Origin of the sequence: Cellulosimicrobium sp. CUA-896, from assembly GCF_001942335.1 — a bacterium.
Classification (GTDB): Bacteria; Actinomycetota; Actinomycetes; order Actinomycetales; family Cellulomonadaceae; genus Cellulosimicrobium.
Genome location: NZ_MKKH01000020.1, coordinates 26,487 through 53,003 on the forward strand (window position 1 = coordinate 26,487; position 26,517 = coordinate 53,003).

A 26,517-nucleotide genomic window follows, 5' to 3' on the forward strand; every position below is an offset into this window, starting at 1 on the left:
GGGGTGCCGAACGCCCCGTCGCGGAGCTCGGTCGCGCCGGACAGGTAGAAGTTGCGCCACGTCCCGTTCTCCGCGCCGTAGCCGAGCTGCTCGTACGTGTCGGCGAGCAGCTCGCGCGCGCCCCGGTGCTCCGGGCCGGCGAAGACGACGTGGTTGAGCAGCTCGGCGGCCCACCGGTAGTCGCCGGCGTCGCACGCCGCGCGTGCCGTCTCCACGACGCGTCGGCGCCGCCGCCGAGCTCGACGTAACGGCGGGCGCGCTCGACGGGCGTGTGCTCCCACAGGTGGGCCGGGTTGCCGTCGAACCAGCCCATGTAGCGCTGGTAGACCGCCTTGACGTTGTGGCTCACGGACCCGTAGTAGCCGCGCGCGTGCCACGCGTTCTCCAGCGCCGGGGGCAGGACGATCTCCTCGGCGATCTCCGCCCCCGTGAGGCCCTGGTTGAGCATGCGCAGGGTCTGGTCGTGCAGGTAGGCGTACAGGTCGCGCTGCAGCGACAGGTACTCGACGACTCGCGCGTTGCCCCAGGTGGGCCAGTGGTGCGAGGCGAGGACGACCTCGACGTCGTCACCCCACAGGTCCACGGTCTCGGTGAGGTAGCGGGCCCAGACGTTCGGGTCGCGCACGAGGGCACCGCGCAGCGTCAGGAGGTTGTGCAGGTTGTGCGTCGCGTCCTCCGCGGCGCACAGGGCCTTGCGGTCGGGGAAGTAGAAGAGCATCTCCGACGGCGCCTCGGTCCCGGGGGCCATCTGGAAGACGATCCGGACGCCGTCGACGACCTCCTCCTGACCGGTCGTCGTGATCTCGACCGTGGGCGGGACGAGCGTGACGGTCCCGAGGGACGTGGTCTGACCGAGACCGGCTCCGACCTGGCCCTGCGGGCCGCGCGCGAGCGCGGCGCCGTACATGTAGCCGGCGCGGCGCGACATCGCCGTGCCCGCATACACGTTCTCGGCGACCGCGTGCTCGACGAACCCCGCCGGCGCCAGCACCGGGACGCGGCCGGCGTCGACGTCCTCCTGCGTCGTGACGCCCTTGACGCCGCCGAAGTGGTCGACGTGGGAGTGCGTGTAGATCACGCCCGTCACCGGGCGGTCGCCGCGGTGCTCGCGGTACAGGGCGAGCGCCGCCGCAGCGGTCTCCGTCGAGATCAACGGGTCGATGACGATCACGCCCCGGTCGCCCTCGACGAACGTGACGTTGGACAGGTCGAGCCCGCGCACCTGGTAGATGCCCTCGACCACCTCGTACAGGCCCTGCTGCGCCACGAGCTGCGACTGCCGCCACAGGCTCGGGTTCACCGTGTCCGGCGCGTCGCCGTCGAGGAACGCGTAGGAGTCGCCGTCCCACACGACGCGCCCGTCCTGCGCGGTGACGGCGCCCGGCTCCCGGCGCGCGACGAGGCCGCGCGCCGCGTCGTCGACGTCGCGGGTGTCGTGGAACGGCAGCCGGTCGCGCAGCTCCTCCTGCTGCCGGGCGATGAACGGGCTCGCGGGGTTGGTCGTGGGCATGCGCGCCTCCTGGCGTCGGTCCGGTCCGTGCTCAGCCGAAGGTCTCGAGGAGCGTCTGCCGCTCGGCGTCGGTGAGGTTCGTCGCGACGAGCTTTCCGTGCACCCCGTGGAACCGCTCCCCGACGGCGTCGAGGTCGCCGTCCTCGGTGACGACGAAGAGGGCCGACGTCCCGGGCGTCACGCCGGCGCGGATGCGGTCGAGCTGGTCGGCGTCGATGCCGACCGCGGCCATGGCCTTCGACGCCGCCCCGATCGCCGCGCCCGCGGCCGCGCCGACGAGGGGGGCGAGGAACAGGGTCCCGAGGAGCAGCCCCCAGAACGCGCCCCAGCCGGTGCCGCGCCACTCGTCCTGGTGGCCGTGCCGCGTCGTCGGCTTCGACGCGCCCTCCGGCCACGTGACGACCGCGGTGTCGACGAGGCGGACGTGCCCCGCCGACGCGGCGTCGTGCAGGATCGCCGAGGCGCCGTCGGCGCCGTCCGGCGTGTCGAACTTCCAGACCGTGAAGGTGGCCATCGCGCCCCTCCCTCTCTCGTCAGCCCGGGTCTCAGCGGGCGGCGCGCTCGGCCTCGTCGCCGTGGACGACGAGCGCCCAGAGGACGAACACGTCGAGCAGGATCGTGATGATCGACCACCAGGGCGTCACCTGGAGGGTCGTGAACTGGGCGACCGCGTTGAGCACCACGAGGACGATCGCCACCATGCGCGCCCACCCCCGCCCGGACAGCAGCGCGAAGCCCGTGATGACGAGCAGGATCCCGATGACGAGATGGATCCAGCCCCACGCGGAGACGTCGAGGACGACGACCCCCTGCTCGGTGACGCCGACGAGGCTGTTCGGGGAGAAGACGGCCACGAGGCCGCTGATGGCGTTGAAGAAGCCGAGGGTCACGAGCACGATGCCCGCGAACCAGATCCATCCCACCCAGCCGGTGACCTGCGACGAACGAACCATGCGACCCTCCCGGGGATCCGGAGCGGACGAGCGGAGCGAGGTTGCGCCTCGATCGTGGCACCGCTCCCGCAGGACGGCATCCGGAGCCGGGCGGCACGCCGTGCGGCCGCGTGCCGCCCGGGCCGCTACGTTCACCTCATGACGACGCACGACGCGCCCGGCGAGCAGCCGTCGCCCGCTGCCGACCGCCCCGCCGCGCCCGCCGACGCGCGCCCCGGGGACGCCGACGCCCCCGGGGCGGCGCACCGCCCGCCGGACCCGTGGGCCGGGGTGCCCGACGTCGGCACGCGCCCGATCCAGCACGACTCGCGCCGCCGCCGCGCTGGCTCCCGCGTGCGCTGGTCCTCGCGGTCGTCACCGTGTTCGTCGGGATCTTCGCCTGGTACGCGCTCGGCGCGCTCGAGGGCCTCGGGGTCAACCTGCTCATCGCGTTCTTCGTCGCGCTCGCGCTCGAGCCGATCGTCGTGTGGCTCGTGCGGCACGGCTGGCGACGCGGGGTCGCGGCGGCCGTCGCGCTCCTGGGCTCGCTCGTCGTGATCGCGGCGGTGCTCGCGCTGTTCGGCAACCTGTTCGTGCAGCAGCTCGTGCAGCTCGTGGAGAACGTGCCGGAGCTGTACGCGAGCGCCCAGGGCTGGGTGCAGCAGCGCTTCGACGTGCAGATCCCCGACTCCGACGACCTCCTGCGCCAGGCGGCGACCGAGTTCGGCCAGGACGTCGCGTCCGGGGCGATCCTCGTGGGCTCCACGATCCTCGGCGGGATCTTCGCGACGCTCACCATCCTGCTCGTGACGTACTACCTGCTCGCCGCGGGGCCGCGCTTCCGCGCGGCGGTGTGCCGGTGGCTGACGCCGAACCGGCAGTCCGAGGTGCTGCGGCTGTGGGAGATCACGCAGGTCAAGGTCTCCGACTTCATCAACTCACGCATCGTCCTCGCGGCGCTCTCGACCGCGTTCACGCTCGTCTTCCTGCTCATCCTCCAGACGCCGTACGCGGTCCCCCTCGCGGTGTTCGTCGGCGTCGTCTCGCAGTTCGTCCCGACGATCGGCACGTACATCGGCGGCGCCCTGCCGGTGGTCGTCGCGCTCACGTCGCAGGGGCTGCCGCAGGCCCTGGGCGTGCTGGCGTTCATCATCGGCTACCAGCAGCTCGAGAACCTCTACTTCGCCCCGAAGGTGTCCGCCCGCGCGCTCGAGATGAACCCCGCGGTGAGCTTCGTCGTCGTCATCGGCTTCGGCGCCGTGTTCGGGCCGCTCGGGGCCTTCCTCTCGCTGCCCATCGCCGCCACGATCCAGGCCGTCGCCAACACGTACCTCCAGCGGCACGAGCTCGTCGAGTCGCACATGCTGCACGACCCGGGGGACGACGAGCGTCCGGACGGACCCGCGGGTCGCGGCGGCGGGTCCGACGCGCGGGCGTCGAGCCGCCGCCGGGCGAACCTGCGCGCCGGCGAGGCGGCCGCGCGCGAGGTCGACGAGCGGCGCGCGGAGGGGATCGACTGACGACGCGTCAGAGCGCGGCGATCCCGTCGCCGATCATCTTCGCGCCGAGGACGAGCAGCAGGACCGCCATGATCACGGCGTTGTTGCCGACCAACCAGGCGCGCAGCTCGGCGAGCAGGGTCGCGGCCCGCGGCCCCGCCGTGAGGTAGACGACGACCGGCGCCGCGACGCCGAGGGACGCGACGAGCGCGAACACCAGCGCGGCGACGACGGCCGTCGTCGTGTCCCCCGAGGCTGCCGTGCCGATCGCGGCCCCGCCGGAGACGGCGAGCAGGAGGTTCTTGGGGTTCACCGCGCCGAGCAGGACCGCGAGTCCCGCGGCGCGGACCGGCGTGAAGGCGTCGATCGCGGCCATCCACCGCGGGGTCGGCGGCTCGGCGCCCTCCCGCGGCCGCTGCCGCCACTGACGCAGCGCGACGAGTAGCAGGAGGACACCGAGCAGGATCTTGACGACGCCCACCCAGGCCGGGGACCCGGCGTCGTCCGGCCCGGCCGCACCCGTGAGCAGGGCGACGACGAGCACGACCGCGCCGACCGCCACGAACCAGCCGACGAGGAAGGCGGTCGCGTTCGCGCGGGCGCGGCCGCTGACGAGCATGAGCACGACGGCGACGACCGGCAGCGGGCTGACCAGCACGCCGACCGCGACCGGCAGGGACTGACCGATCGCCGCGCCCACGACGCCTCCTCAGGGGCCGTCGCTCAGACGTTCTCCTCGAACGCCTCCCGGAGCTTCGCCTCCTCCTCGGCGGAGAGGTTGGTCTGGATGAGCTCGCCGTGGAAGCCCTGGGCCTGGAGCTGCTCGTGCACGCGGTCGAGCACCGCGCCGGACGCATGACGAAGAGGGCGGACGTGCCCGGCGTGACCTTGTTGCGGACGGAGTCGATGAAGTCGTCGTCGATGCCGACGTCGGTCAGCGAGCCGGCCAGCGCGCCCGTCGCCGCGCCGATCGCGGCGCCGAGGAGCGGCACGAAGAAGATCAGCCCGAACAGCAGGCCCCAGAACGTGCCGCCGAGCGCGCCGACCGCCGCGGTGCTGTTGGCCTGGCGGGTCTTGGGCTTCTTCTTCCCCTCCTCCCACGACACGATCGCCGCGTCCTGGACCTGGATGAGCTCCTGCTTCTGTAGGGCGAGCAGGGCGTCCTCCGCCCGCTGCGCGCCGTCGGGGGTGTCGAACTTCCACACGGTCAGCGTTGCCACGTCAAACCCTCTTCCGTCGTACTCGCGTCGTACCGGTCGATGGTGCGCAGTGCACCCGCGTCCTTGCGGGCGCCTCGACGGTATTGCGCCCCGGACCGCACTGCCACCCGAACCCGACGGCGTCGCGGCCTGCCCGGTCGCCCGGCAGGTCGGGACACCCGCCCCTGGGGCCCGGGACACGTCCCGCCGCAGCCTGTGCCGGTCATGAGCACCGGCGCAGCACCGCGCCCGACCAGGAAGGCACGACCATGCAGGACAACCCGATCACCACCACCGCGCCCGTCGCCGGCGCCTCGTCCCGCCGCGGCCGTGGCGCGACGTCGCGTGCCTGGGCGTGGACCGGCGTCGCCGCCGGCGCCCTCGGCCTCGTCTCCGTGCAGGCCTCGATGACCTTCGGCGCGAACTGGGAGGAGACCGCCGGCGACGCCGACGCGATCGTCGCCGACATGGCCGGCCGCCTCGGCACGCAGCTCGTCTTCCACACCGCGACGATCGTCTGCGCGCTCCTCGTGCTCGTCTTCGCCGCCGGGCTCAAGCGGCGGCTCGACGCGCAGGCGCCCGCGGGCTCGCTGGTCCCGACGGTCGCGGGCTGGGGCCTCGTGCTCGTGTCCGTCGCCGGGCTGCTCGGCTCGGGCCTCGACACGCAGTTCCTCTTCGCCTTCGCCGAGCCCGAGCTCGTCGTCCCGGAGTCCGGCGCGTTCTACGTCGACTGGGTCGCGACGATCCCGTGGCTGTGGGTCGGCGCGGGCGTCAGCGGCGTCGCGCTCGGGGTCGCGGCGCTGCGGCACTCGGCGGCACCGCGCTGGATCGGCGTCGTCGGCGTCGTGCTCGGTGGCCTCGCGCTGCTGACCGGCATCTCCCCGCTGCAGTACATGGCCGGGTTCGTCGGACCGGTGTGGCTCCTGGTCACGGCGCTGGGCTTCGCGCTCGGGGACCGGCGCTGAGTCTCGGGCGGACGGGTGATGTGCGCGCCGGGCCCTTCTCCTCGGGCCCGGCGCGGCTCTACCGTGTGGCCGTGGCCGAGCCCGGGCCCGGCCGCGCCGGGACCTCCCGCACGAGCAGGACCATCGGGGTGACCGTCGCGGTCGTCACCTGGTCCCTCGGCGTGTCCGCGCTCCTGCTGCAGCTCACGTCGGGCGTACCCCTGCTGCTCGGCGACCTCCTGTTCGTCGTCGTCGACGCGACCGTCGCGCTCGTCTACGGCACCGTCGCGGCGGTGGTCCTCGCGCGGCGTCCGCACGTCGTGGGCTGGCTCGTCGCGCTCGCGGCGGTCGGCGGCGGCGTGGCCGCGCTCGGCGGCGCGTGGCGCAGCTACGCCTCGACCCACCCGGCGCTCCCCCCGTTGTCACCGCTCACCGACGCGTACGGCTGGGCGTGGGTCCCGGGCACCGTCGGCCTGTTCGTGCTCGTCCCGTGGTTCGTCCGGTCCGGCCGGCTCGGGGCCGGGGCGTGGTGCGGCGTCGCCGCCGGCGCGGCCTCGATCGCGCTGTTCCTGCTCGCACCCACCGGCGACCCCCGCCCGGCGATCGCCGCGGTCGTGGTCGTCGGTCTGGTCACGGCCGCCGCGACGGCGTGGCGCTGGCGCCGCGGCCCCGTCTCCGACCGACGCGGGCTCGGCCTGCTCGCGCTCGGCACCGCGCTCATGGCGCTGTCGTTCGTGCCGCTGCTCGGCACGTGGGCCGACACCGAGGTCGTGCTCGCCCTCCCGCTCACGCACCTCGCGTGCCAGGCGCTGTTCCCCGCGGCGATCCTCGTGTGCGTCCTGCGCAACCGGCTGTGGGGCGTCGACCTCGCGCTGTCGCGCGCGACCGTCGCCGCGATGCTCGCGCTCGCCCTGGCCCTCGTCTACGGAGTGGTCGTCGTGGTCGCGGCGACCGTCGTCGACGGCCCGGCGGCGCAGGTCCTCGCGGCCGTCGGCGTCGCGGTGGCCGTCACGCCGCTGCACGCGTGGCTGCGGCGGCGCGTCCGCGCGCTCGTGTACGGCGACGGCGGCGACCCGGGCCGCGCCGCCCTCAGCGTCGGGCGGCACCTGTCCACCGCCTCCACGGCCGAGGACCTGGTCGCCGGGCTCGCGGTCGGCATCCGCGAGGCGCTGCGGCTGGAGTCCGTGACGGTCGAGTGGCCCGTCACCGCGTCCGGGGACGTCGGGGACGTGGCGCCCGGGGCCGCGGTCGTGCGCGACGTCGAGCACGGCGGGCGCGTCCTCGGGCGGGTACACGGGGTGGCGCGCGCGGGCGAGCGTCTCGACCCGCGCACGCGCGACGCGCTCGACCAGCTCCTGCCGGTGCTCGGCGCCGGGCTGGCTCTCGCGCAGGGCGCGCGCGAGCTCGAGGCGGCGCGCGACGCGACGACGCGCGCCCGCCTCGCCGAGCGGCGCGTCATCCGGCGCGAGCTGCACGACGGCGTCGGGCCCTGGCTCACCGGGCTGCGCCTCGGTCTGCAGGGCGCGCGCAACGTGCTCGAGACCGACCCCGCCGCGGCGACGGCGATCCTCGACGCGCTCGGCGCCGAGGCGGAGCGGCGCGTCGAGGACGTGCGCTCCCTCTCGCGCAGCCTCTTGCCGCCGTCGCTCGACGAGCTCGGGCTCGAGGCGGCCCTCGGCGAGCTCGCGGGGCGGCAGGCCGTCGCGGGCTTCGTCGTCGACGTGCGCTGCGACCCGTGCGCCGGTCTCGACCCGCGCGTCGCCGCCGCCGCGTACGCGATCGCGAGCGAGTCGGTCGTCAACGCCGCGCGGCACTCGGGTACGGCGGAGTGCCGGCTGACCGTCGAGGTGCTCGACGACGCGCTCGTCGTCATGTGCGAGGACGCCGGCGTCGGCGTCGCGCCCGGTGCGCGGGCGGGGGTCGGCTCCCGGTCGGTGCGCGAGCGCGCGGAGGAGCTCGGCGGGCGCGTCGAGGTCACGGCCGCCGTGCCCGACGACGACGGGTCCGGAGGTCTGGCGCCCGGCGGGCCGGTGACCGGCAGGCCGGTGACCGACGGCGCGCGGCCGGGGACGCGCGTGCGCGCCGTCCTGCCGCTGGTGCCGGGCGGAGTGTCGCTCGCCACGAGGGTCGGGACGGCCACGGACGAGGTCGTCGCGTGAGCGGCGCGGCGGACGGCGCGACCTCGGACGCGGGGCCACGGTCGATCGACGTCGTCGTGGTGGACGACCACCCCCTCTTCCGGCTCGGGCTCGTCGCGCTGCTCGGCTCGCTCGACGGCGTGCGCGTCGTCGGGCAGGCCGCGTCCGCGGCGCAGGCGCGGTCGGTGCTCGGGCTCGACGGCGTGGCCGACAGCGCCGAGACGCCGGCCCCGATGCCTCCCGCGGCCCCCGACGTCGTGCTCGTGGACGTGGACCTCGGTGACGGGTCGGGGGTCGACGTCACGCGCGACCTCGTCCGCGCTCGGCCCGGCGCGCGCGTGCTGGTCGTGACGATGCACGAGGACGCGGACGTCGTCGTCGCCGCGGTGCGCGCGGGCGCCCGCGGCTACCTCGTGAAGTCGGCGAGCCCCGCGGAGGTCGAGCGCGCGGTGCGGTCGGTGGCCGACGGCGCGATGATCCTCGCCCCGGCGGTCGCCGAGCAGGCGATGGCGTACGTCGTCGGGGGCCGGTCCGCCGCGCGCGTGCCGTTCCCGCAGCTCACGGACCGCGAGCGCGAGGTGCTCGACCTCGTCGCCGCCGGGCTCGACAACACGGCGATCTCGCGGCGGCTGGTGCTCAGCCCGAAGACGGTGCGCAACCACGTGACGAACGTGCTCACCAAGCTGGCCGTGCGCGACCGCGCCGCCGCGATCGTCCGCGCGCGGCAGGAGGGGCTCGGGGGCGCATGAGCGCGGCCGCCACCGGCGCCGAACCCCGGGTCGCCGGGTACCGCAGCCCGCCGAACCCCGGGTTGTCCGTCAGGACGGCGGCTCGGTGGCGCGCAACCCGGGGTTCGGCACAGGATCGGTCACGCGCCGTCGTCCTCGATGACCGACAGCACGTTGCCCGCCGGGTCGGTGAACCACGCGATGAGCGGGCCGCCGCCGCGGAACACGAAGTCCTCGTCCGTCTCGACGGGCGTGCCCGCGTACCGCTCGAACGCCACCCCGCGCTCGCGCAGCGCCGCGACGGCGGCCGGCACGTCGGGCACCGGGAAGTTGAGGATCGTGAACGACGCCGGCTCGTGCGCGTCGCCCTTCGGGTACGCGAGGACGCCCGTCGTCCCGGGCACGTCGATCCACAGCATGTCGTCGCCGCGCACGGGCAGGCCGAGCACGTCGCCGTAGAACCGCCGGGCAGCGTCGACGTCGTCGACCGAGAATCCGCTGAACGCCTTGTCGAGCATGTCGCCTCCTGGGGCCGGGCGGGGCCGGTGCCCCGCTCCAGGACCGACCGTCGCGGCGCGGCGCAGTCATCGGTCGAGCGCTGCACCCGGGGACGAGGGATGCACCCGGAGGTGCATCTCTCGCGCAGAAGTGCGTCGCTCGGGAGCCCGTCGGCGGCGTGCGGCAGGATGGCGCCATGACCGAGAGCACCGAGGCACCGGCGGCCGGCAGCGACGGCACCACGGGCACCGACCTTCTCCTGCTGGACACCGCGTCGCTGTACTTCCGGGCGTTCTTCGGCGTCCCCGACTCGCTCAAGGCGCCCGACGGCACGCCGGTCAACGCGGTGCGCGGTCTGCTCGACATGATCGCGACGCTCGTCACCGACCGCGACCCGACCGCCTCGTCGCCTGCTGGGACGACGACTGGCGGCCGGCGTTCCGCGTCGAGGCGATCCCGTCGTACAAGGCGCACCGCGTCGCGCGCGAGGAGCCGGGGACGACGGGCGTCGAGGAGGTGCCCGACAAGCTCTCGCCGCAGGTGCCGGTGATCGTCGAGGTGCTCGCGGCGCTCGGGATCGCGCGCGTCGGGTCGCCGGGGTACGAGGCGGACGACGTCATCGGCACGCTCACGGCGCGCGAGGTCGCGCGCCGTGCGGGCGACGGCGCCACCCCGGTCGAGCCGGCCGAGCGCGCCCGCGTCGAGGTCGTCACCGGCGACCGCGACCTGTTCCAGCTCGTCGACGACGCGGCGGGCGTGCGGGTCCTGTACCCGTCGAAGGGCGTGAAGAACCTCGAGCTCGTCGACCAGGGGCGCCTCGCCGAGCGGTACGGCGTGCGCACCGGCGCCGGGTACGCGGACATGGCCGTGCTGCGCGGCGACCCGAGCGACGGCCTGCCGGGCGTCCCGGGCATCGGCGAGAAGACGGCCGTCGCGCTCCTCGACCGCTACGGCGACCTCGCGGGCGTGCTCGCCGCGCGCGACGCCGCGGACCCCGGGCTCACCGCGACGCAGCGCCGCCGGCTCACGGAGGCCGCGGACTACCTCGACGTCGCGCCGACGGTCGTGCAGGTCGCGCGCGACGCTCCCGTGGGCGACGTCGACGACGCGCTGCCGGCGGCTCCCGCCGACCCGGACGCGCTCGACGCGCTCGCCGAGCGGTGGGGGCTGGGCTCCTCGGTCCGCCGGGTGCTGGACGCACTCGCCCGCTGACGCGGCGTCGCGCCGCCGCGGCGCCCCGCTGACCTGCGATGTCACAGAGCCGGCCGCGGGCCGTCCCTCCGGTGTGGGCGCCTCGAGGCGCCGGCCCATCGACCGGAGGTTCCGCATGTCCAGCACCGTCTCGTCGTCCGCGACGACCGCACCGCTGCCCGACGACGTCGCCGCGCTCCGCACCCGAGTCACCGGTTCCGTCCTCGCCCGGCGCGAGGTCGTCGACGGCGGCCGCACCCCGGGGGACGCGGTCCCCGCGCACAGCACCCTCATCCTCAACGACCCGCAGCTCGCCGTGCTCGCCGCGTCGGAGCGCGACGTCGTCGAGACCGTGCGGTTCGCGGCGGAGCACGGCCTGACCGTCCGTCCGTACGCGACCGGCCACGGCGGCGCCACGCCGATCGTCGACGGCGTCGTGGTCGACACCCAGTCGCTCGCGGGCGTCGAGATCGACCCGTCCACGCGCGTCGCGCGGATCGCGCCGGCACCCGCTGGCGGTCCGTCGTGGAGGTGGCCGCCGGCCACGGCCTCGCCCCGATCACGGGCTCGTCGGGCAGCGTCGGCGTCGTCGGCTACCTCCTCGGCGGCGGCCTCGGCCCGCTCGCGCGCAGCCACGGCGCCTCCTCCGACCGCGTGCGCGGGCTCCGTGTCGTGCTCGCGGACGGGTCCGTGGTCGAGACGACCGCGGAGCACGAGCCCGACCTGTTCTGGGCGCTGCGTGGCGGCAAGGGCGGTCTCGGGATCGTCACGCGGGTCGACGTCGAGCTCGTCCCGCTGCGCACCCTGTACGGCGGGTCGCTCACCGTCGACGGCGCGGACGCCGCCGACGTGCTGCGCGCGTGGACGCGCTGGACGACGACCGCGCCCGACGACGTCACGACCTCCGTCGTGATCCTCTCGCTGCCCGACCTGCCGTTCGTGCCCGAGCCGCTGCGGGGGCGGACCGTGCTCAACCTCCGATTCGCCTACCCCGGCGACGCGGCCGAGGGCGAACGCCTGGCCGCGCCGCTGCGCGCGGTCGCACCGGCGCTCGTCGACACGATCGGCGAGATGCCGGCGGCGGCGATCGCGACGATCCACGCCGACCCGGACGACCCGGGGCCGTCGTGGGTCGCGGGCGCGGAGCTGCGCACGATCGACGACGCGTTCGTCGACCGGTACCTCGGCGCGTACGGCCCCGGGGGCGACTCGCCGTTCCTCGGCGCGGAGATCCGGCACCTGGGCGGGGCCGTGGCGCGGGACGTGCCCGGCGGCTCGGCCGTGGGCGGGCGCACCGGCGACTACCTGCTGGCCTTCGTCGGCATGAACCCGCCGCTCGTCCCCGCGATGGTCGCGAGCTTCGCGGACTTCACCGCGTGGTCGGCGCCGTGGGCCGCGAGCGAGACGAACGTCAACTTCCTCCCGGCGCCGTGGACCGAGGAGATGCTCGCGCGGGCGTGGTCGCCCCAGACGCTCGCACGGCTGCGTGAGGTCCGGAGCCAGTACGACCCGGACGGGCGCTTCCCCTTCGGGGCCTGACCGCCGCGTCGTCGGGCTCCGGCCGGGTGCCGGTGCCCGACGGCGCGCGGTCGCCTATCCCGCGTCGACCCGGGCCCGCGCGGCGCGCTCCTGGACGGCCGCGAGGTCGAACGACGGCCGCCCGCCGACCGTGCCCACGGCGAGCACGGCGGCGGCGGACGCCCACCACGCCGTCTCCTCGTGCGCCCGCCCGTGCAGGAGGCCCGCGGCGAGCGCGGCCGTGAACGCGTCGCCCGCACCGGTCGGGTCCGCCACGGGTCCGTCGAGGGGCGGCATGACGACGTGCCCGCCGTCCCACGCCACGACGTTCTCCCCGCGGCCGGCCGCCAGCGCGACGAGCCCGGGTCCGTCGGAGCACAGCTCGCGCGCCGCCTCGACCGTCGACGCGACGTCGTCGCCGGGGTCGCGCCCGACGAGGGCGGCCGTCTCGGCGGCGTCGGCACGCAGCACGTCCGCGTGCGCGAGGAGCTGCTCGCGCACGTCGCCGTCGGGCGGCGCGCCGTCGGCCACGACCAGGGCCCCGGCGCGCGCGGCCGTGCGCAGTCCCTCGAGCACCGCCGCGCGCGGCTGCTGGAGCTGCAGGAGCACGGCGTCCGCCGCCTCGAGCCGGGCCGCCGACGCGCGGACGTCGGCCGCGGTCAGCAGCGTGCCGCACGGCACGTCCTCGAGCAGCCGACGCGTGCCGTCGGCCTCGACGACGTCGTGAGCAGCGCCGTCGCGCAGCCACCGCGCCGGACCACACCGTCGGTGTCGAGCCCGTCCGCGCGCGCCTGGGCCAGCACGTCGCGACCGGCGTCGTCGTCGCCCACCACGCCCACGACCGCGGCGTCGAGGCCGAGGCGCAGGCACGCGAGCGCCTGGTTCGCGCCCTTGCCGCCGAGCAGCTCCCGGCGCTCGCGCACCGCCGTCGACCCTCCGCCGTCCGGCAGCGTGTCGATGGCGAGGACGAGGTCGCGCGCGACCTGCCCGAGCACGACGACGGTCGGCGACCCGGTCGTCACGCGCGCTCGGTCCGTCCGCGGGCTCGGGCGGGAGGTGCGGCCCTCAGGCGTCCGGGTCCTTGAGCGGGTCGTGCCCGAGCGACATGAGGCGGTGCCGCCACTCGGTGTCGCCCGCCGTGGGCTCCTCCGCCGACCCGCGGATCTCGGTGATGCGGTCGACGACGCGCCGCATCGCCTCCGCGTCCGCGGGCGTGAGGTCCGTGCGGCGCTTGCCGAGGATCTCCAGGACCGCCCGCGACAGGTCGCCGCCCGCCTGGTCCGGCAGGGCGTCCGAGCCAGGGCCGGAGGCGTCGGTCGCGAGCCACTCGCGCAGCTCCCGGGAGGTCATGTTCACGACGTCGTGGAACTCCTGCCACAGGTCGCCGCTCTCGTCGGTGCTCGTCATGCTCGCTCCTTCCCCTGGATCACGTGGAGCCGTGCTCGCACCCGACCGTAGGCAGATGCACGCCCGCAGGCACGTCGGACGGCGGGGTGCCGAGACGCGCGCCGGGCGAGGCGTGGGGGTTGTGAGGACGTCTCGGGAGGGACCGGCCGTGCGATCGTCAGGACGCGTAGCGTGCAAGCCTGCGCCGACCTCCTCCCTCGGCGGCGCGACGAACCCCGGAGGACGACGATCCCACGCACAGCACGCGCAGCCCGCGGAGCAGCCGCGGTCGCGCTCCTCGCCGTGCTCGCCGCCGGGTGCACCACGGCGGGCGACCCGCCGTCGTACCGGGAGCGCGGCTACCCTGCCGCTCCCGCGCAGGACCTCCCCGCGAGCGGCCTCGACGATGCCGAGCTCGCCGAGCGGCCGATCGCCGAGCTCCCCGACCCGGCCTGGGCCGCCCGCACCGCCGAGCGCACCGGGATCCCGGAGCGCGTCGTCGCGGCCTACGCCGGCGCGTCGCTACGGATGTCGACCGACCGTCCGCAGTGCGGCATCGGGTGGAACACGCTGGCCGGGATCGGTGCCGTGGAGTCCGTCCACGGCAGCTACGGCGGGTCGTCCGTGTCGACCGACGGACTGGTGGCCCCGCCCATCACCGGCGTGCCGCTGGACGGCAGCGACGGCGTGATGGCGATCCCGGACACCGACGGCGGCCTCCTCGACGGCGACGACGAGTGGGACCGCGCGGTCGGGCCCATGCAGTTCATCCCGACGACATGGGAGCAGTACGCGCAGGACGGCGACGGGGACGGCGAGACCGACCCCCACCACGTCGACGACGCCGTCCTCAGCGCGGCCGCCTACCTGTGCGAGCGCGGCGGGACGCTCACCACCGACGACGGCTGGAACACCGCCGTCACGGCGTACAACCGGTCCCGGCCGTACGCGCACGACGTCGCCGATCAGGCTGCGGCGGTCGCCGAACCGCCGGCCGCCGAGGGGTGACGGACGCACATCGCTAGAGCGCGCACCGGAACGAATTGAGTGCTCCGCAGTACGAGCGGTTGCCGCTGCCGAGGCCGTGCAGGGCCTGCGTAGTCGCGGCAATCGGGCGCCGAGGACTAGAGATAGTTGTGCACGGTCTTGCGGATGTGCTCGGCGTGCTCGTAGATCTCGTCGAGAGACGTGATCGGGTGTCGTGTCTCGACCTTGTCCTCGTCGAACAGGCCGAGATACTTCTGGCCGGTGTTGAAGTGCAGGCGCGCGATCGGCTTGCGGTTGTTGTCGTCGAGCAGGATGCCCATGTAGCTCTTGGTGTCGCGGTGGACGATGCGCGCCGGCGGGACCTCGCTGCAGGCGATGGCCCGCACGATCTGGTAGCCCTCGACCTCCTCGAGAGTGGTCTCGATGCCGCGTTCGTCGGACGGCTTGGCATCGGCGACGCTCTCCTCGGCGGCCTCGGTCCCGGTCATGGGTACGGTCGCGTCGGTGTAGGTCTGGCCGCCGAGCGCTGCCTTGAGCCGGTCGTTGACCTGGTCGGCGAGGAACTGCTTCATCGCCTTGGTGACCAGGACGCGGAACTGCTCCTTGACCTTCTGCGTGAACGAGCCGTCGTAGACCTGGTTCGTCAGCGCCTTGACCCACTCGTCGTCCGGCTCGCGGAACTGGGAGGTTAGTGCGCGCTTGATCGCGCCGATGTACTTGAGCTCCTCGGCGGCGCTGACGATCGAGTCGAGATCGAAGGCGTCCTTGGTGAGCTTCTGCACCTCGGGGATGAGCGTCTCGTCGAGGTCGAGCAGGTCCAGCTGGAGGAACGGCTTCTCGTCCATCCGGTTGGGCTTGTCGAGGTCGGTGAAGAAGTGGAAGTGCTGGCCGTTGGTGAGGATCGCGATACGTGCGTTCGTCGTCGCGAAGTAGCGGAACAGCTGCGAGGCGTGGTTCAGGCTGAGCGGTGCCCCAACAGTCTTGGCCTCGATAAGCATCTGCAGCTCGCCATCCTTCACGATGGCGTAGTCGATCTTCTCGCCCTTCTTCGTCCCGACGTCAGCGGTGAACTCCGGGATCACCTCGCTGGGGTTGAACACGTCGTATCCCAGCACCAAGGAGATGAACGGCATGACGAAAGCGTTCTTCGTCGCTTCCTCCGTACCGATGGATGCCTTCTGCTGCTCGACCTTCGTCGCCAACGACGCCAACCGCTCGCCGATCTCCACCTTGAAACCCCTCGCTCGGAATCTACTCGTGCCCGGAGCCTAATGGCCCCCACTTCAGAGAAAAAGGGCCTCGTGACGCCGCTGCGGGTGAATAGTGCGAGCCCGAAAGGCAGGGCGACTCGAGTCATCCTGGGCCTCGAGCAGCTCACGGACGCGACGTGATCGAAATGCACGAGGCGCGCGTCCCGTGGCAGAGCGAGCCGATGGGGTGCGGCACCCGGTGGTCGGCGGAGGTCGCGATCGACCCCGTCGTCCGCTGACCACCGCCGGGCGGCGCCGTCCGGTCGGAGCGGGTCAGGCCGCGGCGTCGCCGCTGCGCGCGTCGGCGTGCTGCGTCGCGAGCTGGCGGAGCGCGGCCGCGGCGTCGAGGGCGTTGCCGACCTCGCCGTCGCGCGCGGCGACGAACCCGCACCACACGAGCTGGCGGGCGAGCGCCTCCTCGTGCTCGGCGAGGGTCAGGGTCGACGCGGTGCGCATGGCGCGGACGAGGGAGTCGAGGGCGAGGTCGTGCAGGCCGAACAGGTCCGTCTGCGGGCTGTGCTCGAGCACGCCCGTGGTCCGCACGTCGATCGCGGTGCGCAGCGCCTCGCGGAGGCGGCGCTCGGCGGGCTTCGCCGTCGGGCGGCGCAGCGCGCCGGGGCGGGCGCGGAGCCGGCGGTGGAAGTCGGCCAGCTCGTGCGGCGAGAGCACGGGCGGCAGGACGGTGTCCACGCGGCGGGTGCTGCCGCCCTGCGGGAGCGCGGGGTGGCTGCGGCGGGTCAGGGTGGCGTAGCCCCACAGCGTGGGCAGGACGACCTGGTGGACGGACGTGCGGGTCACGGCGGGACCTCCGATCGGGGGCACGGGCGGCGGCGATGCCGCCGGAGGGTCAGGGGGCGCTGGCGGGGTCGACGTCCGTCGGCGGCGAGGCGTCGGGCTCCGCGGCGCTCGGTGGACGGGGGGTCGTCGTCCCGTCCGGCAGCTCGTCGCGGTGACCGGACGCGTCGACGTCGCCGACCGCGCCCGCGGACCAGCTCATGCGCATCCCGATCTCCCTCCGCCTCCCGTCCGGGAACGGCGTCCGTCCTGGACCCGCCGCGGCGCGGTGGGTCAGCGCCCTCTATGCCCCGTCCCCGGCGCTCAGCCGTACGCCCGCCGACCGAAGGCGATCGCGCCCGGCACGTCGTCCGACGGCCCACGAGCTGCAACACGGAGGAAACGCGGTGGTCGACCGGGAGAAACGTCGCGGTCGGACGATGGTCGTGCGCCGGTCACAGGACCGGCGCACCAGCCACCGTCGGACCGGCGCGTCGCCGGTCGACGGGCGTCCCGCCGGTCCGACCCCTCGGAGGCTCTCGTGCCCGACCACCGCCCCCTCTTCTCCTCCCCCGGCACGACGACGGCCCCGGACCCCGCGGAACGTCCCCGCACCCGACGGGCCGACCGCGTCACCCGCCTCGAGGACCTCGACCTCGGGCTCGCCGCCACGGGCCGGCCGCGGCAGCCGGCGAACGCCGGGGACGAGCTGACCGTGGACCCGGCCGACCGCCGTCGGCGCGCTCGCGCGGCGCTGCTCGACCTGCGCCGCGACGTCATCCGGCGCAGCGCCGGCTACTGACCGACCGCGGTCGGCGCTCGACGACCGCTCGGCCTTCCCGTGACCTGAGGCGTCTGCCAGGATGACGCCGTGCCGCAGCCCGTGACGTCCGCACCGACCGGCCTGGACGGGTCTGCCGGTGCCACCCCGCACGGCGCCGTCCCCGCGGGGCCCGAGCCGATCGACCCGTGGTCGCTCCCGTACGCGCCGTGGTCGCGCCGGGTGGTCGCCACGCTCCTCGACCTGGCGGTCCTGTCCGGCGCCACGTGGCTCCTGCTCGACACGGCCGGCGTCCCCCCGACCTCGCGCCCGGCGTCGGGGAGACCGCCCCGTCGGACACGGTGGTCGCCCCGTGGACGTCGAGCCCGCTCCTCGTGCTCGTCGTCGTCGCGATGCTCGCTCTCCAGGGATATGCGGGCGCGACGCCCGGCAAGCGCGTCGCGGGGGTCGCGATCGTGCGGGCGGACACGCGTCGCCCGGCAGGATTCCTCGCCGCGGTGCTGCGCGTCGTCGCGCACCTGCTGGACGCGATCCTGCTCATCGGCTACCTGCGTCCGCTGTGGCACGCCGAGCGTCGCACCGTCGCGGACTCGGTCGTCGGGACCGTCGCCGTCCAGACGCGCGAACCCCCGCCGCACCCGTGGTTCGCCCGCTTCCGGCACCCGCCGAGCGCGGCCCGCTCGACCGTCGTGAGCGTCGCCGCGGGCCTCGTGTGCGCGCTGGGAATCGGGTTCTCCACGTCGTACACGTCCAGCGGCGGCTCGGCGCTCGTGCTCGACGCGCGGTGCACGTTCGACGCCCCGGGCCCGGGCGTCGCGCCGACCGCGGTGTCCGTCACCCTCGAGGAGAGCTGGTCCACGCAGACCCGCCTGTGGGTCACGCGGGACGAGCCGCAGGAGCCGGACCCCGTCGACGCGCGCTGGGAGTGGTTCGACCCGCGGCCCGGGAACCAGCGGGTGCGGCTCGAGGCGACCATCACCGACCGGCAGGGCGGCGACCCGTTCACCGTCGTGCAGGACCCGGCGGAGCGCGCCGACACGTGGACCGGCGAGCAGGTGCCCTCCGACACCGCCCGCGTCCCGGGCGACGTCGTGGAGCGCTACCCGGACGGCTGGTCGCTCACGACGCGCATGCTCGTGGACGGCGCCGAGGTCGCGTCCTGCACCACGACGGACGTCGGTCCCGCCGCGTAGGTTGGGGCCATGCGGATCGGAGCCCACCTCGACCAGTCGGACGTCATCGCGCAGGCCCGCGCCCTCGGGGCGGACGTCGCGCAGATCTTCCTGGGCGACCCCCAGTCGTGGAAGGGCCCCGAGTTCACGTACCCCGGCGGCGCCGAGGCGCTCAAGGCCGACGCCGCGGAGGCCGACCTCCAGCTCGTCGTGCACGCGCCGTACGTCATCAACGTGGCGTCGACGAACAACCGGATCCGCATCCCGAGCCGCAAGCTCCTGCAGCAGATGGCCGACGGCGCGTCGGCGGTCGGCGCGACGGGCCTCGTCGTGCACGGCGGCCACGTCACCGGCAAGGACGACCCCGCGAAGGGGTTCGACAACTGGCGCAAGGCGATCGACGCGCTCGAGACGGACATCACCGTCTACATCGAGAACACGGCGGGCGGCGACTTCTCCATGGCCCGCCGGCTCGAGCGCATCGAGGGGCTGTGGGCCGCGGTCCAGCAGGCCGACGGGGCGGACAACGTCGGCTTCTGCCTCGACACGTGCCACGCCTGGGCGGGCGGCATCGACCTGACCACCGCCGTCGAGCAGGTCCGCGCGATCACTGGGCGCGTCGACCTCGTGCACCTCAACAACAGCCGCGACGCCGCCGGGTCCGGTGCCGACCGGCACGCGAGCCTCACCGCCGGGACGATCGACCCCGAGCTGCTGCTCGGCGTCGTGCGGGCGGCGGACACCTCCGTCGTCTGCGAGACGCACGCCGACGTCCCCGCGGACGTCGCGTGGCTGCGCGAGACGGTGGGCTGAGCCGGTGGACGCGCCGCACCCGCCCACGGGCCCCGCGATCCCGATGCCGCTGCGCAACGTGACGATCGACGCGCGCGACCCGCGGGCGCTCGCGGACTTCTACCACCGGCTCACCGGGTGGGCGTGGACGCCGGGCCACGAGGCGCCCGACCCGGCCGGCGACGACTGGCTCACGCTCGAGTCCCCCGGCGACGGCATCACGCGGCTCGCGTTCCAGCGCTCCGACGCGACCGTGCCGCCGTGGCCCGGCGGCGCACGCGTGCACGTCGACCTCCGCGTCCCCGACCTCGACGCCGCGCACGAGCACGCGCTCGCGTGCGGGGCGACGCCGCTCACCGGCACGCCCGAGGAGGAGGGCCACCCCGAGGACCCGTTCCGCGTCTACGCCGACCCCGAGGGCCACCCGTTCTGCCTCTGCGCCCCGCTGCCCTGAACCTCGTGCGGCCCCGGGTGAACCGGACGGCGCCCCGTCCCGTCTACCGGGTGACGACGTGTCGCGCAGGGGGCGCGGCGCACCACGACGGAGGGAGACGCACGTGCGCACGAGGACGACGGTCCTGCTGGGGGTCGGTGCCGCGGTGGTCGTGCTGGGAGGAGCGGCGGTCGTGTTCGGTCCCGGGCTCTACGCCGACTGGTCCGAGGACCGCGCGCAGGCCGCGCCGACGCTCGACGCCGCGACCGGCAGCACGCTCGACGCCGATGCGCTCGAGGGGACCTGGGACGTCGGCGCCGGCTCCTTCGCGGGGTACCGGCTCGACGAGATCCTCAACGGCGAGGACGTGACCGTGACGGGCCGCACCGAGGACGTCACCGGGTCGGTGACGCTCGCCGACGGGTCCCTCACGGACGCGAGGTGGTCGTCGACATGACGACGGTGGCGACCGACGTGGCCAACCGCGACGCCTACTTCCGCGACACCGCCCTCCAGGTCGGCGAGCACCCGACCGCGACGTTCGTCCTCACCGAGCCGGTCGACGTGCCCGACGCCGCGGGCGCGGTCGAGCTCGCCGGCGACCTGACGATCCGTGGGGTGACGCAGCCCGTCACGGTCGACGCGCAGATCGGCACGAGCGGCGACGACGTCCAGGTGATCGGGGACATCCCGATCACCTTCGCCGACTACGGCGTCGAGGCGCCCAGCCTCGGGTTCGTCGAGGTCGAGGACACGGGCAGCGTCGAGTTCAGCCTCGCCCTCACGCAGGCCTCCTGAGCACGGTGGTCACCGACGACGGGACCGGGACGACGGTCGGGTCCGCGGGACCGGTCGCCGACGAGCTGCTGCGCGCGGTCCACGCGGCGCACGGGGCGGCACTGCACCGGTACGTCGCCCGGCTGACCGACGACGCCCGCGCCCAGGACGTCGTGCAGGAGACGCTGCTGCGTGCGTGGAGCCACCCGGAGGTGCTCGAGCGGCCCGAGGGGTCGGTGCGCGCGTGGTTGTTCACCGTCGCGCGGAACCTCGTCGTCGACGACTCGCGGCGCGCGCACCACCGGCGCGAGCTCGCGAGCCCGCACCTGCCCGAGCACGGCGAGGACGACGCGACGCAGGCCGTCCTCGACGCCTGGCTCGTCGGCGACGCGCTCGTCGCGCTCTCGCCCGAGCACCGCGCCGTCGTCGTCGGCGCCTACTACCGCGGCCGGTCGGTCGCCGAGCTGGCGGCCGAGCAGGGGGTGCCGCCCGGGACCGTGAAGTCCCGCATGCACTACGCGCTCCGCGCGCTGCGCCTGGCGCTGCAGGAGAAGGGAGTCACCTCATGACCACCGCCCCTCCCCCGGACCCGTACCACGACTGGGACGCCGCCTACGTCCTCGGCGCGCTCGGTCCGCAGGAACGCCGCGACTTCGAGCGGCACCTCGCGACATGTGCGGCGTGCCGTGAGTCCGTGGCCGCGCTCGCGGGCATGCCCGGGATCCTCGGCATGCTCACCCCAGAGCACGCGACGGCGCTCGCCGACCCCGACGCGCGCCCCGCAGCCCCTCGGGGACGCGGCGAGGACGGTGGGGCGGACGGCGCGACGCGCGGTGCGTCGGACGGCGGGGCGGGCGGGCAGCCCGGACGGGACGCCGACGTCGTCCCGCTCTCCGACCTGGCCGCGAGGTCGCGCCACCGGCGTGCCCGACGCCGCGGGCTGCTCGCCGCCGCGGCCGTCGCCCTCGTCGTGGCCGGGGGCGCGACGGGTGCGGTGCTCGCGGGGTGGCCCGGCGCGGAACCCGACCCCGTGGCGTCGCCCGCGGAGCGGGCCCCGGGCGCGCCGGTGACGCCGGCCACGACCGTCGAGCTGCTGCCCGTCGACGGCACGGACGTGCGCGCCGAGCTCGTGCTCACGCCCGTGGCGTGGGGGACGCGGCTCGACTGGTCGTGCTCCTACCCGGCGGACGCCGGAGCGGGCGGCACCTACGAGCTCGTGCTCGTCGACGACACGGGCGCCCGTGAGGTCGTCGCGACGTGGTCCGCGACGCAGGCCGGGCGCTCGGACGGGCTCGGGGCGTCGTCGGCGGTCCCGCTCGACGGCATCGCGCGCCTGGAGCTCGGCGTCACGGGGCTCGACCGGCCGCTCGCCGCCGCGGACGTCCGCCCGCCCGTCTGAGCGGGTCCCGTCGCGAGGTAGAACGCGCGGTCGCGAGGTAGAACGCGGCGGGTTCTACCTCGCGACCGGAAGTTCTATCTCGCGCCCCTGCTCTCCTGGGGCCGCCGCCGGCACCGGGGCTCAGCCGTCGTCGACGACGACGGGCCCGCGGCGCAGCTCGAGGTCGATCTGCTCGGCGTCGAGCAGGTCGAGCGCGTGGCTGAGGGCCTGCGAGCTGTAGACGCCGGACGAGCGGGCGTCGAGCAGCACGTCGCGCTGGGCCGCGATCGCCCGTAGGCGCAGCTCCTTGTACTGGGCGAAGACGTCGGCCGACGTCGCCGCGTCCGTGTCGCGCGTCTCGAGCTCGCGCACGACGTCGCGGCGCACGCGCGAGACCACCCCGGGGTCGAAGGACCGTCCGTCGGTGCGGCGCAGGTCGGGCGCGTCGACCACGGAGGCGGCCGCGGCGTCGAGCTCGGCGCGCACGGCCCGCTGGTCGACGTCGCCGGGCGAGACGCCGCCCGCGAGCCCGAGCCGCCGCACGACCCACGGGAGCGTGCCGCCCTGGAGCAGGAGGCTCCCCGCGGCCACCGTGAACGCGACGAGGACGAGGAACGACCGGTGCGCCGTCTCCGCCGGCAGGGACTGCGCGGCGGCGACCGTGACGACGCCGCGCATGCCGGCCCAGACCAGCAGCACACCCTCGCGCGGCCCGAGCGGCTGCTCGCGCAGATAGTCGATGTCGGCGACTCGTCGCCGCAGCACGCTGCGCGCCCGCCCGACGCGCTCCTGTGGGTCGGCTTGCCGCGCCGACCGGCCGCGCGGTGCGTGCAGCGACGGGGCCGGCCCGGCCAGCCGCGGGTCGATCGCCCGCATCTGCGCCGTGACGCCGGTGCCTGCGCCGTCCGCCGCGCTCGCGGTCGGGTCCCGCGGGGCGCCGTCGGGCCCGAACTTCTCGTCCAGCCGCCGCTGGATCCCCGTGATGGCCCCCCGGACCTGCTCGCCCCGCCGCGCGCGGCGCCCGGCGGACCGCACGAGCGGCAGCACGTACGCGGCGCGGACGAGCAGCACCGCGACGATCGTGAGGGCGGCGACCCCGACCGCGCCCCACAGGTCGCCCCGCTCGTCGACGACGTCCTCGACGAGCGCGAACAGCTCGAGCCCCATGAGGAGGAACACCCCGCCCTCGAGGAGCAGCTCGACGGTCCGCCAGTTCGACGCCTCCGAGATCCGGTCCTGCGGACGCAGGTGCCTCGCCGCCCCGTGGCCCGTCACGAGGCCGGCCGTGACGACGGCGACGAGCCCCGACGCCCCGAGCCGCTCCGTCGGCAGGTACGCGACGAACGGGACGACGAACGACACGGCGACGCTGAGCGACGGCCGCGCCAGCCGCGCGCGGACGAACAGACCCACGAGGCCGACCGCGGACCCGACCGCGACCGCGACGACCACGGCCAGCAGGAACTCCCCGGCGACGGACCACAGCGACACGCTCGCTGCCGTCGCGCGATCGCCGAGCGCAGCAGCACGAGCGCGGACGCGTCGTTGAGCAGGCTCTCCCCTTCGAGGACCGTCACGGCGCGCGGCGACGCCCCGAGCCGCTTGACGATCGACGTCGCGACGGCGTCCGTCGGGCTGACGATCGCCCCGAGCGCGATCCCCGTGGACAGCGGGATGCCGGGCACGAGCACCGTGAACAGCAGGCCGAGGAGCACCGAGCTGATGACGACCAGCGCCACGGACAGCCCGCCGATCGCGGTGAAGTCGCGGCGGAAGTCCATCGTCGGCATGCTCACCGCCGACGAGTAGAGCAGCGGCGGCAGCACCCCCGCGAGGATCCACTCCGGCTCGACCTCGATGGCCGGGACCCACGGCAGGAAGCTCACCCCGATACCGAGCAGCACGAGCACGAGCGGTGCCGCGACCCCCGCCTTCGGGGCGAGCACGTTCACCGCCACGATCGCCGCGAGCGCCGACACCGCGAGCGCGATGAGCGTGAGGATCTCGTCCTCCGTGAGCTGGAACGGGAACTCCATCCGACCCTCCGTCCGCGATGTCCGCCGCCGCGAGCGCCGCCGGCCGCTCCAACGTACCGACTGGCGTGCCCGACGGCGCCCGGTCGACGCGGTCGCCGTCACGGGGTGTCGCAAGCCCGCTGCACCGTGTCTACTGGACGTGACCTCCGCGAGAGAGGGCGGTGCCATTAGAGCAGCGGTGTCCACGACGTACGGCCCGCCCGAGGTGGTGCGGGTCCGTGAGGTCCCGGCGCCCGAGCCGGGCCCGGGCGAGGTGCTCGTGCGCAACCAAGCCAGCACGCTCGAGGCCGCGCTCGTCGCCGCGCGGTCGGGCAGGCCGTGGTTCGCGCGCCTCGCCTTCGGGCTGCGCCGACCGCGGTACCCGGTGCTCGGCGGCGAGGTCGCGGGCGAGGTGGTCGCCGTCGGACCCGGGGTGACCCGGTTCGCGGTCGGGGACCGCGTCGTCGGCGTCACGCGCATGGGAGCGGGTGCGCACGCCGAGCTGGTCGTGCTCCGCGAGGACGGCGTGCTCGAGCCGGTGCCCGACGCGCTGAGCGACGTCGACGCCGCCGTGCTGGCGTCCGGACCTCTGACGGCGCTGCCCTTCCTCCAGGTGCACGGCCGGGTCCGGCGGGGCAGTCGGTGCTCGTGGTCGGCGCGTCGGGGTGCGTCGGCACGGCCGCGGTGCAGATCGCCGTGCACGCCGGGGCGCGCGTCACCGCGGTGTGCGGACCGCGCGGCGTCGACCTGGTCCGCGACCTCGGTGCGGCCGAGGTGGTCGACCGCACCGCGGAGGACGTCACGGCGCGCCGGGACCGGTACGACGTCGTGCTCGACGTCGCGGGCGCGAGCTCGTACCGGCGCTGCCGTCACCTGCTCACGGACGACGGCGTGTACCTCGTGACGGTGCCGTCGCCGGCGATCCTGTGGCGAACCCTGTGGACGAGTCGACGCACGCGAGGCCGGCGCGGCGTGGTCGCCTTCACCGGGCTGCGGTCGGAGGCGCAGAAGAGCGAGGACCTGCGCACCGCGCTGCGCCTCGGGGTCGAGGGTGCGCTGCGCCCCGTCGTCGACACCGCGTACCCGCTCGAGGAGATCGCCGCGGCGCACCGCCACGTCGAGCACGGGCACAAGGCGGGGACCGTCGTCGTCACGTTCGCGTGAGGCCGCCGCTCCGTACCGCACGCTGTCGGTGCCGAACCCCGGGTCGTGCGCCGTTCGCGGCCCTGATCGGTACACAACCCGGGGCTCGGCAGGCCGGGCGGTACGCAACCCAGGGCTCGGCGGTCCCGGCGGTACACAACCCGGGGCTCGGCGGTCCCGGGTGGTGGCCCGGGTCGCGGGGAGGCGCGGTGGCGGAGAGGCTGCACGTGCACCCGATCGACCGACGAGAGGTGAGACGTGGACGCGCGCGCACTGCTGGAGGACCTGTTCGGACGCATCGGACCGACGGCCGACCGGGCGGTCGAGGGACTCGACGAGGACGCGCTCACGGCGCGGCTGGACCCCGGGGCGAACACGATCGCGTGGCTCGCGTGGCACCTCGCCCGTGGCCAGGACACCCAGGTCGCCGCAGCCGTGGGGCGCGAGGAGGTGTGGACGCGTGACGGGTGGGCCCGCCGGCTGGACCTGCCGTTCGACGACTCGGCGTCGGGCTACGGGCAGTCGCCGGACGAGGTGGCGCAGGTCCGAGCGAGCGCCGACGAGCTCCTCGGGTACGTGCACGCCGTCCAGGCGGAGTCGGCCGACGTGCTCGGCTCGCTCTCCGACGCCGACCTCGACCGTGTCGTCGACGAGAGCTGGGACCCGCCCATCACGCTGGGGGCGCGCCTGGTGAGCGTCGCCGTGGACAGCCTGGAGCACGCGGGCCAGGCCGCCTACGTGCGGGGCGTGCTCGAGCGCACGGCGCGCGCGTGAGACCGCGCGGGCCTGAGACCGGTCGGCTCAGAGCAGGCCGACGAGCGTGAACGGCACCGTCACGGTCGGGCCGTAGCCGGGGCCCGGTGCGGCCGGGTCGACGACGCGCACCGAGAGCGTGTGGCCGCCGGGCGCGAGGTCGCGGGCCTGGCGCACGAGAGGTGCGTCGCCGAGCGTGTGGACGGTACCGGTCGGCCGGCCGTCGAGGAACGCCTCGACGCGCAGCCCCGGCGTGCCGTCCAGGACGATGTCGGTCGTGTAGAGCGGACCCGACCAGGACCAGCCGCCGAGCTGCCCGGCGACGAGCTCGCCGGGGCCCGGTGACAGCACGCGCGGCAGGTCGAAGACGTACGGGCCGAGCGCCGACGGCGTCGAGGCCTCGTCCCCGACGACCTGGGCGACGTGCAGCGCGTGCTCGCCGACGCCGGCGAGGCGGGTCACGGCGACCTCCCACCCGCCGTCCGGGGTGACGGTCGCGCTCGCCACGACCTCACCGTGCCGGTCCGTGACCCGTACGAGCGCGCCGGGATCGCCCGTCCCGCGCACGACCGGGAACACGGTCAGCGCGCCGGCGGGCGGCGCGGACGACACGACGAGCGGGGCGACCTCCGGCGCGGGTGGCTCCGGGTCCGGCGTCGGCTCCGGTCCGGTGTCGGCTCCGGGTCCGGTGTCGGCTCCGGGTCCGGTGTCGGCTCCGG

Annotated in this window: 27 protein-coding genes and 6 pseudogenes; 18 read left to right on the forward strand and 15 right to left on the reverse strand. The window is 75.2% G+C overall.

What is annotated here, in order from left to right; all coding sequences use genetic code 11:
* Positions 1-74 precede the first annotated feature (74 nt).
* The 3 genes and pseudogenes from BJF88_RS07910 to BJF88_RS07920 form a co-directional block, all read right to left on the reverse strand.
* Positions 75-1,510: pseudogene (locus BJF88_RS07910) on the reverse strand (alkyl/aryl-sulfatase); the annotation flags it as partial.
* A gap of 31 nt (positions 1,511-1,541) precedes the next feature.
* A complete protein-coding gene (locus tag BJF88_RS07915) occupies positions 1,542-2,024 on the reverse strand; it encodes a DUF1269 domain-containing protein (protein WP_075828414.1) in 483 nt (160 codons plus the stop codon).
* 31 nt (positions 2,025-2,055) lie between these two features.
* The gene (locus tag BJF88_RS07920; RefSeq protein ID WP_255371877.1) at positions 2,056-2,433 is read right to left on the reverse strand and encodes a hypothetical protein; all 378 of its coding nucleotides are present in this window, start codon (positions 2,431-2,433) and stop codon (positions 2,056-2,058) included.
* Between the two features lie 389 nt (positions 2,434-2,822).
* Between BJF88_RS07920 and BJF88_RS07925 the strand changes: the two genes are divergently transcribed.
* The gene (locus BJF88_RS07925) at positions 2,823-3,962 is read left to right on the forward strand and encodes an AI-2E family transporter (RefSeq protein ID WP_255371878.1); all 1,140 of its coding nucleotides are present in this window, start codon (positions 2,823-2,825) and stop codon (positions 3,960-3,962) included.
* A 7-nt stretch (positions 3,963-3,969) separates the two neighbouring features.
* Here the strand turns inward: BJF88_RS07925 and BJF88_RS07930 are convergent, their stop codons facing one another.
* The 3 genes and pseudogenes from BJF88_RS07930 to BJF88_RS23290 all read right to left on the reverse strand — a co-directional run.
* A complete protein-coding gene (locus BJF88_RS07930) occupies positions 3,970-4,641 on the reverse strand; it encodes a GAP family protein (RefSeq protein ID WP_075828415.1) in 672 nt (223 codons plus the stop codon).
* A gap of 23 nt (positions 4,642-4,664) precedes the next feature.
* Entirely contained in the window at positions 4,665-4,772 is a 108-nt protein-coding gene (locus tag BJF88_RS21760) for a DUF1269 domain-containing protein (protein ID WP_255371879.1), read from the reverse strand.
* An 80-nt stretch (positions 4,773-4,852) separates the two neighbouring features.
* Positions 4,853-5,341, reverse strand: a pseudogene (locus BJF88_RS23290) (DUF1269 domain-containing protein); the annotation flags it as partial.
* 68 nt (positions 5,342-5,409) lie between these two features.
* Between BJF88_RS23290 and BJF88_RS07940 the strand changes: the two are divergent.
* The 3 genes from BJF88_RS07940 to BJF88_RS07950 all read left to right on the forward strand — a co-directional run bounded on the left by BJF88_RS07940 (position 5,410) and on the right by BJF88_RS07950 (position 8,971).
* Complete coding sequence (locus tag BJF88_RS07940; RefSeq protein WP_075828416.1) at positions 5,410-6,105, forward strand: hypothetical protein; 696 nt, start codon at positions 5,410-5,412, stop codon at positions 6,103-6,105.
* 71 nt (positions 6,106-6,176) lie between these two features.
* Positions 6,177-8,243 carry a histidine kinase gene (locus BJF88_RS07945; RefSeq protein WP_222843959.1) on the forward strand — a complete coding sequence of 689 codons (2,067 nt, stop codon included), beginning with the start codon at positions 6,177-6,179 and terminating at the stop codon, positions 8,241-8,243.
* Positions 8,240-8,971 (forward strand): response regulator transcription factor, encoded by a 732-nt coding sequence (locus BJF88_RS07950; RefSeq protein WP_075828418.1) that lies wholly within the window; start codon positions 8,240-8,242, stop codon positions 8,969-8,971. The genes BJF88_RS07945 and BJF88_RS07950 overlap by 4 nt, the downstream gene beginning before the upstream one ends.
* Before the next feature lie 119 nt (positions 8,972-9,090).
* Here BJF88_RS07950 and BJF88_RS07955 read toward each other — a convergent pair whose 3' ends face one another.
* Positions 9,091-9,468, reverse strand: a complete 378-nt coding sequence (locus BJF88_RS07955) for a VOC family protein (protein WP_075828419.1) — start codon at positions 9,466-9,468, stop codon at positions 9,091-9,093.
* Positions 9,469-9,644: 176 nt separating this feature from the next.
* On the opposite strand from BJF88_RS07955, the pseudogene BJF88_RS07960 reads away from it, so the two are divergent.
* Together BJF88_RS07960 and BJF88_RS21770 are read left to right on the forward strand one after the other, a co-directional pair.
* A pseudogene (locus BJF88_RS07960) lies at positions 9,645-10,660 on the forward strand (5'-3' exonuclease H3TH domain-containing protein).
* A gap of 115 nt (positions 10,661-10,775) precedes the next feature.
* A pseudogene (locus tag BJF88_RS21770) lies at positions 10,776-12,178 on the forward strand (FAD-binding oxidoreductase).
* A gap of 54 nt (positions 12,179-12,232) precedes the next feature.
* Here BJF88_RS21770 and BJF88_RS21775 read toward each other — a convergent pair.
* Genes BJF88_RS21775 through BJF88_RS07975 form a run of 3 tightly spaced genes read right to left on the reverse strand, consistent with a single transcriptional unit; the run spans position 12,233 to position 13,564 of the window.
* Positions 12,233-12,838 carry a PfkB family carbohydrate kinase gene (locus BJF88_RS21775; protein ID WP_255371880.1) on the reverse strand — a complete coding sequence of 202 codons (606 nt, stop codon included), beginning with the start codon at positions 12,836-12,838 and terminating at the stop codon, positions 12,233-12,235.
* Positions 12,817-13,179, reverse strand: a complete 363-nt coding sequence (locus BJF88_RS21780; protein ID WP_255371881.1) for a carbohydrate kinase family protein — start codon at positions 13,177-13,179, stop codon at positions 12,817-12,819. The genes BJF88_RS21775 and BJF88_RS21780 overlap by 22 nt, the downstream gene beginning before the upstream one ends.
* Before the next feature lie 43 nt (positions 13,180-13,222).
* The gene (locus tag BJF88_RS07975; protein ID WP_075828420.1) at positions 13,223-13,564 is read right to left on the reverse strand and encodes a DUF3140 domain-containing protein; all 342 of its coding nucleotides are present in this window, start codon (positions 13,562-13,564) and stop codon (positions 13,223-13,225) included.
* Between the two features lie 282 nt (positions 13,565-13,846).
* On the opposite strand from BJF88_RS07975, the gene BJF88_RS07980 reads away from it, so the two are divergent.
* Entirely contained in the window at positions 13,847-14,551 is a 705-nt protein-coding gene (locus tag BJF88_RS07980) for a lytic transglycosylase domain-containing protein (protein WP_083648981.1), read from the forward strand.
* A gap of 116 nt (positions 14,552-14,667) precedes the next feature.
* Here the strand turns inward: BJF88_RS07980 and BJF88_RS07985 are convergent, their stop codons facing one another.
* The 3 genes from BJF88_RS07985 to BJF88_RS19560 form a co-directional block, all read right to left on the reverse strand.
* Positions 14,668-15,759 (reverse strand): type I restriction endonuclease, encoded by a 1,092-nt coding sequence (locus BJF88_RS07985; RefSeq protein ID WP_075828421.1) that lies wholly within the window; start codon positions 15,757-15,759, stop codon positions 14,668-14,670.
* Positions 15,760-16,053: 294 nt separating this feature from the next.
* Positions 16,054-16,578, reverse strand: coding sequence for a hypothetical protein (locus tag BJF88_RS07990; protein WP_075828422.1), 525 nt, complete (start codon positions 16,576-16,578; stop codon positions 16,054-16,056).
* A 49-nt stretch (positions 16,579-16,627) separates the two neighbouring features.
* A complete protein-coding gene (locus BJF88_RS19560) occupies positions 16,628-16,777 on the reverse strand; it encodes a hypothetical protein (protein WP_158068902.1) in 150 nt (49 codons plus the stop codon).
* 318 nt (positions 16,778-17,095) lie between these two features.
* Between BJF88_RS19560 and BJF88_RS07995 the strand changes: the two genes are divergently transcribed.
* The 8 genes from BJF88_RS07995 to BJF88_RS20355 all read left to right on the forward strand — a co-directional run bounded on the left by BJF88_RS07995 (position 17,096) and on the right by BJF88_RS20355 (position 21,908).
* Positions 17,096-17,356, forward strand: coding sequence for a hypothetical protein (locus BJF88_RS07995; RefSeq protein WP_075828423.1), 261 nt, complete (start codon positions 17,096-17,098; stop codon positions 17,354-17,356).
* A 320-nt stretch (positions 17,357-17,676) separates the two neighbouring features.
* Positions 17,677-18,528: an RDD family protein gene (locus tag BJF88_RS08000; protein ID WP_158068903.1), complete on the forward strand. Its 852-nt coding sequence runs from the start codon at positions 17,677-17,679 to the stop codon at positions 18,526-18,528.
* Positions 18,529-18,537: 9 nt separating this feature from the next.
* Positions 18,538-19,320, forward strand: coding sequence for a deoxyribonuclease IV (locus BJF88_RS08005; RefSeq protein ID WP_075828425.1), 783 nt, complete (start codon positions 18,538-18,540; stop codon positions 19,318-19,320).
* Positions 19,321-19,324: 4 nt separating this feature from the next.
* Positions 19,325-19,753 carry a VOC family protein gene (locus tag BJF88_RS08010; RefSeq protein ID WP_255371882.1) on the forward strand — a complete coding sequence of 143 codons (429 nt, stop codon included), beginning with the start codon at positions 19,325-19,327 and terminating at the stop codon, positions 19,751-19,753.
* A gap of 103 nt (positions 19,754-19,856) precedes the next feature.
* Positions 19,857-20,189 carry a hypothetical protein gene (locus BJF88_RS23295; RefSeq protein ID WP_369824516.1) on the forward strand — a complete coding sequence of 111 codons (333 nt, stop codon included), beginning with the start codon at positions 19,857-19,859 and terminating at the stop codon, positions 20,187-20,189.
* A complete protein-coding gene (locus BJF88_RS23300) occupies positions 20,186-20,530 on the forward strand; it encodes a YceI family protein (protein ID WP_369824517.1) in 345 nt (114 codons plus the stop codon). The genes BJF88_RS23295 and BJF88_RS23300 overlap by 4 nt, the downstream gene beginning before the upstream one ends.
* Before the next feature lie 5 nt (positions 20,531-20,535).
* Positions 20,536-21,078, forward strand: a complete 543-nt coding sequence (locus tag BJF88_RS08020) for a sigma-70 family RNA polymerase sigma factor (RefSeq protein ID WP_075828426.1) — start codon at positions 20,536-20,538, stop codon at positions 21,076-21,078.
* Positions 21,075-21,908, forward strand: coding sequence for a zf-HC2 domain-containing protein (locus BJF88_RS20355; RefSeq protein ID WP_075828427.1), 834 nt, complete (start codon positions 21,075-21,077; stop codon positions 21,906-21,908). Before BJF88_RS08020 ends, BJF88_RS20355 begins: the two co-directional genes overlap by 4 nt.
* 120 nt (positions 21,909-22,028) lie before the next feature.
* On the opposite strand, the pseudogene BJF88_RS08030 reads toward BJF88_RS20355, so the two are convergent.
* A pseudogene (locus BJF88_RS08030) lies at positions 22,029-23,923 on the reverse strand (cation:proton antiporter).
* On the opposite strand from BJF88_RS08030, the pseudogene BJF88_RS23305 reads away from it, so the two are divergent.
* From BJF88_RS23305 to BJF88_RS08040, 3 genes and pseudogenes are all read left to right on the forward strand, one after another.
* A pseudogene (locus tag BJF88_RS23305) lies at positions 23,877-24,368 on the forward strand (alcohol dehydrogenase catalytic domain-containing protein); the annotation flags it as partial. The pseudogenes BJF88_RS08030 and BJF88_RS23305 overlap by 47 nt on opposite strands.
* Positions 24,369-24,550: 182 nt before the next feature.
* Entirely contained in the window at positions 24,551-25,066 is a 516-nt protein-coding gene (locus tag BJF88_RS21785; protein ID WP_255371883.1) for a zinc-binding dehydrogenase, read from the forward strand.
* Between the two features lie 237 nt (positions 25,067-25,303).
* On the forward strand, positions 25,304-25,819 hold the full coding sequence (locus BJF88_RS08040; protein ID WP_075828428.1) for a DinB family protein: 516 nt from the start codon (positions 25,304-25,306) through the stop codon (positions 25,817-25,819).
* Between the two features lie 27 nt (positions 25,820-25,846).
* On the opposite strand, the gene BJF88_RS19565 is transcribed toward BJF88_RS08040, so the two are convergent.
* Positions 25,847-26,517, reverse strand: a 671-nt coding sequence (locus tag BJF88_RS19565; protein WP_255371884.1) for an Ig-like domain-containing protein, incomplete at its 5' end; no start/stop codon positions are given.